11 protein-coding genes are annotated in these 10,272 nt (G+C 74.5%); 5 read left to right on the top strand and 6 right to left on the bottom strand.

Annotation, left to right across the window (positions count from 1 at the left end; genetic code table 11):
* Positions 1-49: 49 nt before the first annotated feature.
* From ACFWJB_RS33795 to ACFWJB_RS33780, 4 genes are read right to left on the bottom strand one after another with little or no spacing between them, the layout of a single operon-like run.
* Positions 50-424, bottom strand: coding sequence for a hypothetical protein (locus ACFWJB_RS33795; RefSeq protein WP_351141765.1), 375 nt, complete (start codon positions 422-424; stop codon positions 50-52).
* 46 nt (positions 425-470) lie between these two features.
* Complete coding sequence (locus ACFWJB_RS33790) at positions 471-1,007, bottom strand: roadblock/LC7 domain-containing protein (RefSeq protein WP_385472260.1); 537 nt, start codon at positions 1,005-1,007, stop codon at positions 471-473.
* Positions 1,008-1,048: 41 nt separating this feature from the next.
* Entirely contained in the window at positions 1,049-1,834 is a 786-nt protein-coding gene (locus ACFWJB_RS33785; RefSeq protein ID WP_386927053.1) for a hypothetical protein, read from the bottom strand.
* The gene (locus ACFWJB_RS33780; RefSeq protein WP_386927051.1) at positions 1,831-2,226 is read right to left on the bottom strand and encodes a hypothetical protein; all 396 of its coding nucleotides are present in this window, start codon (positions 2,224-2,226) and stop codon (positions 1,831-1,833) included. The genes ACFWJB_RS33785 and ACFWJB_RS33780 overlap by 4 nt, the downstream gene beginning before the upstream one ends.
* Before the next feature lie 157 nt (positions 2,227-2,383).
* Between ACFWJB_RS33780 and ACFWJB_RS33775 the strand changes: the two genes are divergently transcribed.
* Positions 2,384-3,484: a YihY/virulence factor BrkB family protein gene (locus tag ACFWJB_RS33775; protein ID WP_385472268.1), complete on the top strand. Its 1,101-nt coding sequence runs from the start codon at positions 2,384-2,386 to the stop codon at positions 3,482-3,484.
* Positions 3,485-3,616: 132 nt separating this feature from the next.
* Here the strand turns inward: ACFWJB_RS33775 and ACFWJB_RS33770 are convergent, their stop codons facing one another.
* Positions 3,617-4,411, bottom strand: coding sequence for an SDR family NAD(P)-dependent oxidoreductase (locus tag ACFWJB_RS33770; RefSeq protein ID WP_385472271.1), 795 nt, complete (start codon positions 4,409-4,411; stop codon positions 3,617-3,619).
* Between the two features lie 195 nt (positions 4,412-4,606).
* On the opposite strand from ACFWJB_RS33770, the gene ACFWJB_RS33765 reads away from it, so the two are divergent.
* Complete coding sequence (locus ACFWJB_RS33765; RefSeq protein ID WP_386927049.1) at positions 4,607-5,707, top strand: hypothetical protein; 1,101 nt, start codon at positions 4,607-4,609, stop codon at positions 5,705-5,707.
* 16 nt (positions 5,708-5,723) lie between these two features.
* On the opposite strand, the gene ACFWJB_RS33760 is transcribed toward ACFWJB_RS33765, so the two are convergent.
* Positions 5,724-6,410, bottom strand: coding sequence for a maleylpyruvate isomerase N-terminal domain-containing protein (locus tag ACFWJB_RS33760; RefSeq protein WP_386927047.1), 687 nt, complete (start codon positions 6,408-6,410; stop codon positions 5,724-5,726).
* A 119-nt stretch (positions 6,411-6,529) separates the two neighbouring features.
* On the opposite strand from ACFWJB_RS33760, the gene ACFWJB_RS33755 reads away from it, so the two are divergent.
* From ACFWJB_RS33755 to ACFWJB_RS33745, 3 genes are read left to right on the top strand one after another with little or no spacing between them, the layout of a single operon-like run.
* Positions 6,530-7,096, top strand: coding sequence for a (2Fe-2S)-binding protein (locus tag ACFWJB_RS33755; protein WP_386927045.1), 567 nt, complete (start codon positions 6,530-6,532; stop codon positions 7,094-7,096).
* On the top strand, positions 7,093-8,088 hold the full coding sequence (locus ACFWJB_RS33750) for an FAD binding domain-containing protein (RefSeq protein ID WP_385472283.1): 996 nt from the start codon (positions 7,093-7,095) through the stop codon (positions 8,086-8,088). The genes ACFWJB_RS33755 and ACFWJB_RS33750 overlap by 4 nt, the downstream gene beginning before the upstream one ends.
* Before the next feature lie 25 nt (positions 8,089-8,113).
* Positions 8,114-10,246: a xanthine dehydrogenase family protein molybdopterin-binding subunit gene (locus tag ACFWJB_RS33745; protein WP_386927042.1), complete on the top strand. Its 2,133-nt coding sequence runs from the start codon at positions 8,114-8,116 to the stop codon at positions 10,244-10,246.
* Positions 10,247-10,272 lie beyond the last annotated feature (26 nt).

Here is a 10,272-nt window from a genome sequence, read left to right as displayed (position 1 = left end):
CACCCTAAATCTCCCGCCGGGCCGCGCCCGTGTGCGTACCGCGGGGGTGTCAGACCTCCAGCTCGCTCTCGATGCGGCGCAGCTGGTGGCGGGCCATCGCCAGGTTGGCGCGGCTGCCGTCGAGCACGAGGTAGAGGAACAGCCCGTTGCCGCCGCGGCCCTTGAGCAGGCGGATCAGGTGGTACTGGCTGTTCAGGGTGATCAGGATGTCCTCGATCTCCTCCTTCAGACCGAGCAGCTCCATCGTGCGCAGTTTGGCCCGCACGACGTCGGTGTTGCCGGCGGCGGCGACCTCCAGGTTGAAGTCCTTGGTCCCGCCCAGCGTGCCGAGGGCCATGCCGCTGGTGTAGTCGACCAGCGCGGCGGCGGTCGCTCCGTCGATCGAGCTCAGGCATTCCTTGAGCGAGGTCTCCAGGTTGGCCATGCGTGGGTTTCCTTCCGTACGTGATCGGTGGACACCTGACCGTGGGTCAGGTGGGCCGGCGGTGGCCGCCGGCCTGGGGACGCGGTTCGTGTGCGGGCCGTTGCGGGGTGCGCACCGGCAGGGTGCCGATCTGCCGGGCCGGATCGGCCGGCGTCGTCGCGGCGTGTTCGCCCGGTGCCGGACGGTCGCCGGGACGGGTGCGCTCGTGGCCGATGTGGGCGGCCACCAGTTCGCCGATGCGGGCGCCGCTGCGCCGGCCCTCCAGGTGCAGCCGCCCCACGTTGACGCGGCCCTCGGCGAGCAGGGTGAGCACGGCGGCCGGGCCGGCCGCGTAGGTGGCGACGTAGCCGTCGGCCCCCCGCAGCAGCAGTTCCCGGAAGCCGCCGCGCGCGGTGGCATCGGCCATGCGGTGGGCCACGCCGAGCGCGGCGGCGGTGAGGGCGGCGAGTCCCTCGGGTTCGGTGCCCGGCGCGTCATGGGCCAGCACGAGCCCGTCGACGGTGGCCGCGAGCGATCCGGTCAGCTGGGGCACGCGGTTGCGCAGGCGGTGCAGTTCGTCCAGGACGTCGCTCTCGACGGCCATGATGAGCAGTCTCCTTTCGGCACGCTGGCGACGCGCGCGTATCACAGGGCCTCCAGGGCGTCTCGAAGCCGGCGCAGCAGTGCCGTGTCCGGGTCGTCCCACGTGACCGGGTGCGCCTCCCGGCCCCCCGCGGCCGGTGCGGGTCTGCTCGGGGCGGCGGTGACGAGTCCGTCGGCGGCCAGGCGGCGCAGTTCGACGAGGGTGTGGTAGGTCCGGCAGGCGAGGGACGCGGCGATGTCGCAGGCGGTGCGCACGCCGTCGACCTGGGTCAGGGTCCGGCTGCGCCGGGCCGGCAGGTCGCCGGTGCCGGCGCCGGGCACCCGGACGAGCGGCACGACGTCGATGTCGGGGTCCGGCCATATGCGTTCCAGCAGGGCGCGGCGGCGCCTCGACTCCCTTACGACGGTGTCCACGGGCACGGACCGCACCGCGCCGAGCCAGTGCAGGGCACCGGGCCGGAAGCGGTGCGCGCGGGTGTCGTGGGCGAGGACGAAGTACGCGGCGTCGAACAGCGCGCCCAGGTGGCAGACCTCCAGGGCACCGGCGGGGAGCCGGCCGCTGTCCACCAGCCGGTGCCCGACCCGGTGGTGGGTTCCGCCCCGGTCGACCGCCTCCCACCAGCCGTCCGGCGGGACGGCGCCGCTGCGGGTGAGCAGCGCGCCGAGGTCCGGGGTGAGGGCCGACTCCACGTGGACGACGCGGCCCGCCGAGAGGTAGACGATGCCGCGCTCGCCCGACAGGGCGCCGGTGGCACCCTCGGCCGCGAGGGTGCCGAGGGCCTCCGACGTGGTTCCGTGCGCGGCCCAGGCCGTGGTCGCCGCGGTCATCCGAGCACCAGGCGATCCGCCATCTCGGCCAGCCGTATGCGGGCCAGCGCGAGGTTGCCGTCGTTGCGGTCGAGCCAGAGGTGGAGGAAGACGGTGCTGTCGAAGGGCGTGCTGACGAACCTGAGCAGGTGGTAGGAGTCCGCCGTCGTGACGATCATGTCCTCGACCGGCGGCTCCTGCTCCGGCGGTGCCTCGCCGGCCGGTGCCAGGGAACCGCTCTCCGCGATGTGCCGGGCGAGTTCCGCCGTTTCCGCTGCCGTCGCCTCCGGGTCGCCGCCCGGCGCCTCCCCCACCGCGCCGAGGGCGAGGCCGCTGATCCAGTCGACCAGCGAAGCGCCCCGTGCGCCGGGCAGCCGCATGGCCTCCAGCAGACTCTCGTCGATTCCGGGCACGCCGGATCCCCTCCCCCTGCACGGCTGTACCGCGAACGTGACGCCGAGACTACGGAAAGTGCACGGGTACGGTGAGCGCTTTGGCATTTTCCAGAGGAACGTGCCCCCGCTGCGGCATACTGCGACGTTTCGGCCCTGGGAAGGAGAGGGCGCAGGAGTGGACCCGCCCGGACGGGCAACCCGCCCTGACATGGCCGAACAGCCCCCTTCCCACGACGGGAAACACGCACCGGACCCCGACCGCACCACCGACGGCAAGGCGCCCGAGGACTACGGTCCGGGCGCCTCCACCGAGCGGGCCGCCCCCGACTCCCCCACCGAACTGCCGAAGCGCTCGTGGAAGGCGCTGCTGCGGCGTGTGCTGTCCGAGTTCAAGGACGACGAGCTGACCGACCGCGCCGCCGCCCTGACCTATTACGGGATCCTGTCGCTCTTCCCGGCGCTGCTGGTGCTGGTCTCCCTGCTCGGGATCGCCGGGCAGTCCGCCACCCAGGAGGTCCTGGACAACATCCAGAAGCTCGCCCCGGGGTCCGCGCGGGACATCATCAGCGACGCGGTGAAGCAGTTGCAGGCCAAGGCGGGCCTGGGCTCCGTACTCGCGGTGGTCGGTCTGCTCGGTGCCGTCTGGTCGGCGTCCGGCTACGTGGCCGCGTTCATCCGCGCGGCCAACGCGGTCTACGACGTGCCGGAGGGACGGCCGGTGTGGAAGGTGCTGCCGCTGCGGGTGGCGCTGACCGTGGTGCTGCTCCTGCTGGCCGTGGTCAGCGCCCTCATCGTGGTGTTCACCGGCACGCTGGCCCGGCAGGCGGGCACCGCGCTCGGCGTCGGCGACACCGCGCTGACCGTGTGGTCCTTCGCCAAGTGGCCCGTCCTGGTGCTGCTCGTCACGATGATGATCGCGATCCTGTACTGGGCCACTCCGAACGCCCGGGTGCGGGGCTTCAAGTGGATCACGCCGGGCAGCGTCATCGCCCTGCTGGTCTGGCTCGTGGCCTCCGCCGGGTTCGCCTTCTACGTGGCGAACTTCGGCTCGTACAACAAGACGTACGGCACGCTCGCGGGCGTCATCGTCTTCCTGGTCTGGCTGTGGGTGACGAACCTGGCGATCCTCCTGGGCCTGGAGTTCGACGCCGAGCTGGCCCGGCAGCGTGTCATCGACGGCGGCCATCCGCCCGAGGACGAGCCGTACGTGGAACCTCGCGACACGCGGGCCTGGGACTCCGCGGACCGGCGGCGCGCGGCGCCACCGGACGAGTGACGTCTCGGGGCCCGTCCCCCACGGGCGGGCGGACGCCCTGACCGACGGCGGGACCTCACGGCCCGGGAACGACGTGAACCGCGCGTCGCAACCCGGGCCTCCGGCCGCCGGGGACCGGCCCACGGGCGCCGGCTACGGGAGGATCGAGTCGATGTATCCCCCGTCGGCGCGCACCGCGGCGCCGGTCGTGGCGGAGGCCAACGGCGAGCTCAGGTAGACCACGAGGTTCGCGATCTCCTCGGGCTCGATCAGCCGCTGGAGCAGCGACTGCGGGCGGTGTTCGCGCATGAAGACCCGCTGCGCCTCCTCCCAGGGCAGGTCGCGGTCGACGAGCTGGTGGACGAAGTCCTCGACGCCCTCGGTGTGGGTCGGTCCGGCGATGACGGAGTTCACCGTGACGCCGCTGCCGGCCGCCTCCTTGGCGAAGCCGCGGCTCACCGCGAGCAGGGCCGTCTTCGAGACCCCGTAGTGGATCATCTCCGCCGGGACGACCACGGCCGAGTCACTCGCGATGTAGAGCACCCGGCCCCAGCCCCGTTCCCTCATCCGGGGGAGAAGGGCACGGGTCAGCCTGACGCCCGCGAGGACGTTGATCTCGAAGTACCGGCGCCACTCGTCGTCGCTGATCTCCAGCGCGGGTACGGCGCCGAAGACGCCGAGGTTGTTGACGAGGATGTCCACGTCGGGCAGCGTCCGGACGGCCCGGTCCGCGCCCTCCTCGGTGCCGAGGTCAGCGGCGACGGCCACGAACTCGCCGTCGGGGACCGCGGCCCTCAGCCCGGCGATGCTCTCCGCCAGCCGGGCGGCGTCGCGTCCGTTGACGCCCACCGTGGCACCGGCCCGGGCCAGCCCGGCGGCGATCGCCGCCCCGATGCCCTGCGTGGAGCCGGTCACCAGCGCGGTCCGCCCGCCGAGGTCGAGGTTCATCGGGTCACTCCCTGTCGTGCCGTGCGGTCTTCCGCCGTCCTCGCCCCCAGCCTCGCCGCGATCCGCCTCCGGCACCGTCGGACCGCGCCGGTCGGGGTACGGGGCACGCCCGGTCGGCGGACCCCGGGTGACCTCCGGTGGCCGGCGGCGACGATACTGGCCTTTCGCCCGTACCTCCGCCTCGCAGATGGACTCATGCCGACCTCTTCCACCGCCCGCCCCACGACTCCACCCACGGTGTGGCCGGCTCGCGGCCGCCACGTCGGATCCGCCGCGGAGGACACCGTCCGGCGCACCCTGCGACGGCTCAAGGACGGCCATGTCCTCGACGACTTCCAGGAGCTGCCCGAGGACCCGGCCCGGGACGGCTCACCCGGCCCGAAGATCTTCGAGGCACGCTGGAGGGCCGGTGGCACGGTCACCGTGCGCGCCCGGCTGACGCTGGCGCCGGGCTCGGCGGGCGGACAGGACTGGACGCTGCTCGCGGAGGCCGAGGAGGCCTGGGACCCCGCCTGGCCGTCGCCCGCCACGATGTTCTGGCCCGACGATCCCGACGTCACCTGGGACCGCGACATCGCCACCGGCCTGCGGCTGCGGGGGATCAACAACCTGCCGGACGACGACAAGGCCGTACGGCGGCTGCTCAAGGAGGCCGGGCGCGGCGCGTGGAACATCCACGTCGTCGTGCACGAGGCGATGACGCCCGACCACCGCGGCCGGGTGCCGCTGGCGGAGCGGCTGCCCGCGAGTCTGCGCCACCGCGTGGTCGAGCACCGCGCGGCACCGCAGCAGCTCCGGGTGGTGAACTGGGCGCTGGAGGACTTCGGCGTCCAGGTGCCGCGCGGCGGCGCGGTGGTCCTGCCCGGCACCCCGGCCCCGGAGGAGTACGACGCCGAGGACTTCTCCGTCCGCAGTGTGTTCCTGGACGGCAGCGAGCCCGTCGACCTCATCGCGGCGGTGACGGCCTTCGCGGTGCTCCCCCGGCCGCTCGTGGACGGTGCCGAGGAGGCGCTCGGCGCGCTGCGGGAGGACTGGCGGCTGCTCACCCTGGAGGAGGAACTGGCCCGCGAGCGCAAGCTGGTGGCCATGTACGCCGAGGCGCTGGAGGCCATGACGCAGTCCCGGGACCTGTACCGGGAGGCGGCCGAGCGCGCGGCCGAGGCGCTGGCCGCGTACCGCGAGTCCGCCGGGCCCGCCCCGGCCGGGCCCCCTCCGTCCGAGACGCCGGTGCCGTCCCCGCTGCGGGGGCTGACCCGCACGCTGGAACGCTTCAGGAGCGCCGGGCGCGGCGACTGACGGCCGCCGGTCGCGCTCAGCAGAAGAGCGGGAGGCGGTCCGCGTCGGCGCCCAGGGCCCGCCGTTCGACCGCGGTGAGCGCGGCGCGTCCGGTGCCGGCCCGGGCGTAGTGCCGGTCGCTCCAGTCCAGCGGGACCGGGCGCCCCAGGAGACCGTCGAGGGTGGCGCGGACCGCGGTCAGCCCCGCCGGTGACGGACCGGGCGCGGCGGGCAGTGCGACGGTCAGGTCGAGGTGGTGCACGGTCGCCTCGACGCCGAGGGTCGTCAGCAGGTCCCCGGCGGTCAGCACATGTCCCTGGGTGCGCACCGGGCGGTGCGGCTCGGCCGTCGCCGCGGCCGTCACGGTCGCCGCCGCCGTCTCCAGGTAGGACTCCTTGAGCTGTCCGAAGTCGAGGAACATGCTCGCCGCGACCCGGTTCCAGCGCCGTCCGTGGGCGGCGCCGGCTGGGTCGGGCGCCCAGTCGCGCCAGTAGCTGACGGCATCCCGGTCGGGCGGCCCGCCGGCGGGGGTGTGCAGCGCCACCAGGGCCCGCTGGGCGTCCCCGAGCAGGTGGAACACCAGATCGCGCACCGCCCATCCGGTGCAGTCGGTCGGCAGCCACGACTCCTCGTCCCCCAGCGGGCGGACGACCGCCGCCAGCGTCTCGTACGCGTCGCGCACGACGCGGACCGGGTCCGTGGCGTTCTCGTGTTCCGTGGTCATGGCGCCACCCTAGGACGGCGCCGGCGGAGCGACTCAGGGAACCCTCACGTGTCAGCCGGCGTGACGTGGATACGCGGTCTGCACAGCAGCACGGCCCGTCCCGGAAGGTCAGCGTCGCCATGGACAGCCAGCACCGGAGCGCCTCCCCCGCTTCCCGTCCGTCCGAGCCGCACCGCTCGGACACCACCCTGCGGGTCAACGGCAAACCCCACACCCTCTCCGTCGACCACCGTCGCGTCCTGCTGGACCTCCTGCGGGAGGACCTCGGGCTCGCGGGCGCCAAGAAGGGCTGCGACCACGGACAGTGCGGCGCCTGCACGGTCCTGGTCGACGGCCGGCGCGTCAACAGCTGCCTGCAGCTGGCCGTCGCCCTGGACGGCAGTGAGGTCACCACCGTCGAGGGCCTCGCCGGGGACGGCGAGGAACTGCACCCGCTGCAGCGCGCGTTCCTGGAGCGCGACGCCTTCCAGTGCGGTTACTGCACCCCCGGCCAGATCTGCTCCGCGGTCGGTGCGCTCGCCGAGGCCGAGGCCGGTCACCCCTCCCACGTCACGGACCCGGCGACGCCCTCCGGCGGGCCGGTGCCGCTGGACCGGGACGAGATCCGGGAGCGGCTCAGCGGCAACCTGTGCCGGTGCGGGGCCTATCCGCGCATCGCCGACGCGGTCGAGGACGTGATCCCGTGAAGCCCTTCGCCTACGTACGGGCGGGCAGCGTCGAGGAGGCCACCGACGCGTTCGCCGCCCACCCCGGCGCCCGCTACCTCGGCGGGGGCACCAACCTGGTCGACCTGATGAAGCTCGGCGTGGAGACGCCCGCCGCCCTCGTCGACGTCACCCGGCTGCCGCTGGACTCCGTGGAGGAGCTGCCCGACGGCTCGCTGCGGGTCGGCGCCATGGTGCGCAACAGCGACCTCGCCGCCCATCCGGCCGTCCGCGACCGCTACCCCGCGCTGTCCCAGGCCCTGCTGGCGGGCGCCTCGGGTCAGTTGCGCAACGCCGCGACCACCGGCGGGAACCTGCTGCAGCGCACCCGCTGCCCCTACTTCCAGGATCTGTCCAAGCCCTGCAACAAGCGGGCGCCCGGCACCGGCTGCGGCGCCCTGGAGGGGGTGCACCGCGATCACGCGGTGCTCGGGGGGTCCGGGCTGTGCATCGCCACCCACCCCTCGGACATGGCCGTGGCGCTGGCCGCGCTCGACGCGCGCGTGGAGCTGCACGGCACGGAGGGCGCCCGGAGCGTGCCCGCCGCCGAGTTCCACCGGCTGCCCGGCGAGCATCCCGAACGGGACACCGAGATCCGGCCCGGCGAGCTGATCACCGGTGTGGTCCTGCCGGCCGCGACGGCCGGACTGCCGTCCGCCTACCGCAAGGCCCGGGACCGGGCGTCGTACGCCTTCGCGCTGGCCTCCGTCGCCGTCGTGCTGCACCTGGCGGACGGCGTGGTGGAACGCGCCGGGATCGCGTTCGGCGCGCTCGCGCACCGTCCGTGGCGGGCCCGGCGGGCCGAGCAGGCGCTGCTCGGCGCGGCGCCCACGACGGCCGCGTTCGAGCACGCCCTCGACCTGGAGCTGGCGGCCGCCGAGCCGTTGCGGGACAACGCCTACAAGGTGCCGCTGGCCCGCCGGCTCGCCCTGGACGTACTGGGCCGGCTGGCGCCGCCCGCCGCCATCGACTGACACCGGCGTCCCCGAGGAGGATTCCATGACCGGCACCGAGACCGTGCTGGGCGCTCCCGCCGAGCGCCGGGAGGGGCGGGAGAAGGTCACCGGCACCGCCCGGTACGCGGCCGAGTTCGACGTCCCCGGCCGCGTGCAGGCCTGGCCCGTGCCGGCGGCGGTCGCGCGCGGCCGGGTGACCGGCGTGGACACCGCGCCCGCGCTCGCCCTGCCGGGCGTGCTGGCGGTGCTCACGCACGAGAACGCCCCCCGGCTGGGAGAGCCTGACGACCCGACGCTCGCCGTGCTCCAGAGCCCCAAGGTGCCGCACCGGGGCTGGTTCGTGGGCCTGGTGGTGGGTGAGACGCTGGAGGCGGCCCGGGCGGGTGCCGCCGCCGTCCGCGTCACCTACGAGGCGCAGGACCACGACGTGACGCTCACCGCCGACCACGCCGGGGCCTATGTCCCCGAGACGGCCAACGGAGGTTTTCCGGCCACCACCGAGAACGGCGACGCCGACGGTGCCTTCGCGTCCTCACCGGCCCGGATCGACGTCGTGTACCGGGTGCCGCCGCTGCACAACCACCCGATGGAGCCGCACTCCAGCACCGCGGTGTGGGACGGCGAGCGGCTGACCGTGCACTCCTCCAGCCAGGGCACCACCGCCGTGCGGAAGGAGCTCGCCCGGCTGTTCGGGCTGACCGAGGACCGGATCACGGTCCGCGCCGAGCACGTGGGCGGCGGTTTCGGGTCCAAGGGAACGCCCCGGCCCGACGTGGTCCTGGCCGCGATGGCGTCGCTGCACACCGGCCGGCCGGTGACCGTCGCCCTGCCGCGCCGCTACCTGCCCTGCGTCGTCGGACACCGCGCGCCGACCCTGCACCGGCTGCGCCTCGGCGCCGACGCCGGCGGGCGGCTCACGTCGCTGTCCCACGAGGCGACGACGCACACGTCGCGGGTGAAGGAGTTCGTGGAGCAGGCGGCGGTCCCCGCGCGCGTCATGTACGGCACACCCGCGCTGCGCACGGTCCACCGCGTGGTGCCCCTGGACGTGCCGACGCCGTCCTGGATGCGGGCCCCGGGCGAGTGCCCCGGCATGTACGCGCTGGAGTCCGCGATGGACGAGCTCGCCGCCGGACTCGGCATCGACCCGGTGGAGCTGCGGGTGCGCAACGAGCCGGAGACCGAGCCCGAGAGCGGACGGCCCTTCAGCAGCAGGCATCTCGTGGAGTGTCTGCGCGAGGGCGCGAGCCGGTTCGGGTGGGCGGGGCGCGATCCGCGTCCGCGGTCCCGCACCGAGGGCCCCCTCCTGGTGGGGAGCGGGGTGGCCGCCGCCACGTATCCGGTGATGGCCGCGCCCTGCCGCGCCTCGGCCCGGGCGCTGCCCGACGGCGGCTTCCTGGTGCGGGTCAACGCCACGGACATCGGCACCGGGGCGCGGACGGTGTGCGCGCAGATAGCGGCCGACGTCCTCGGCGTGCCCCTGGACCGGGTCCGCATCGAGGTGGCGGACAGCGACATCGGGTTCGCGCCGGTGGCGGGCGGCTCGTCCGGCACCGCCTCCTGGGGCTGGGCCGTGCACGAGGCGTGCTCCCGGCTGGCCGGGCAGTTGGCCGGCCCCACCGGCCCGCTGCCCGCCGAGGGCGTGGTGGCCGAGGCCGACACCTCCGGCACCGCCGACGCCGAGAGCCCCTACGCACGGCACGCGTTCGGGGCTCACTTCGCCGAGGTCACCGTCGACACGGTCTCCGGGGAGGTGCGGGTACGGCGGATGCTGGGCGTCTTCGCCGCGGGGCGCATCCTCAACGCCCGTACGGCGCGCTCCCAGTTCGTCGGCGGGATGACGATGGGGCTGGGCATGGCGCTGACCGAGGACAGCACGGTGGACCCGGCCTTCGGCGACTTCACCGAGTCCGACCTCGCGTCGTACCACGTGCCCGTGCACGCCGACGTCCCGTCCGTGGAGGCGTACTGGGTGGAAGAGGACGACGCCCACCTCAACCCCATGGGCAGCAAGGGGATCGGTGAGATAGGCATCGTCGGTGCGGCGGCGGCCGTGGGCAACGCGGTCCACCACGCCACCGGCATCCGTTTCCGGGAGCTCCCGCTCACCCCCGACCGGGTGCTCTCGGGACTGCTCGAGCACGAGCACCCCGCGGGCATGCTGGGGGCGGCGTGACGGGGCCCCTCGTGGCCCGCGCCGGT

Source organism: Streptomyces sp. NPDC127100 (genome assembly GCF_042724095.1).
In the GTDB taxonomy this organism is placed as follows: domain Bacteria; phylum Actinomycetota; class Actinomycetes; order Streptomycetales; family Streptomycetaceae; genus Streptomyces.
This window is presented reverse-complemented; position numbering and strand designations above follow the sequence as displayed.

Coding starts and splice junctions, on each gene's coding strand:
- ACFWJB_RS33760 (WP_386927047.1), bottom strand. CDS start 6,410: ATGACCACGGAACACGAGAACGCCACGGACCCGGTCCGCGTCGTGCGC.
- ACFWJB_RS33795 (WP_351141765.1), bottom strand. CDS start 424: ATGGCCAACCTGGAGACCTCGCTCAAGGAATGCCTGAGCTCGATCGAC.
- ACFWJB_RS33790 (WP_385472260.1), bottom strand. CDS start 1,007: ATGGCCGTCGAGAGCGACGTCCTGGACGAACTGCACCGCCTGCGCAAC.
- ACFWJB_RS33785 (WP_386927053.1), bottom strand. CDS start 1,834: ATGACCGCGGCGACCACGGCCTGGGCCGCGCACGGAACCACGTCGGAG.
- ACFWJB_RS33755 (WP_386927045.1), top strand. CDS start 6,530: ATGGACAGCCAGCACCGGAGCGCCTCCCCCGCTTCCCGTCCGTCCGAG.
- ACFWJB_RS33770 (WP_385472271.1), bottom strand. CDS start 4,411: ATGAACCTCGACCTCGGCGGGCGGACCGCGCTGGTGACCGGCTCCACG.
- ACFWJB_RS33765 (WP_386927049.1), top strand. CDS start 4,607: ATGCCGACCTCTTCCACCGCCCGCCCCACGACTCCACCCACGGTGTGG.
- ACFWJB_RS33745 (WP_386927042.1), top strand. CDS start 8,114: ATGACCGGCACCGAGACCGTGCTGGGCGCTCCCGCCGAGCGCCGGGAG.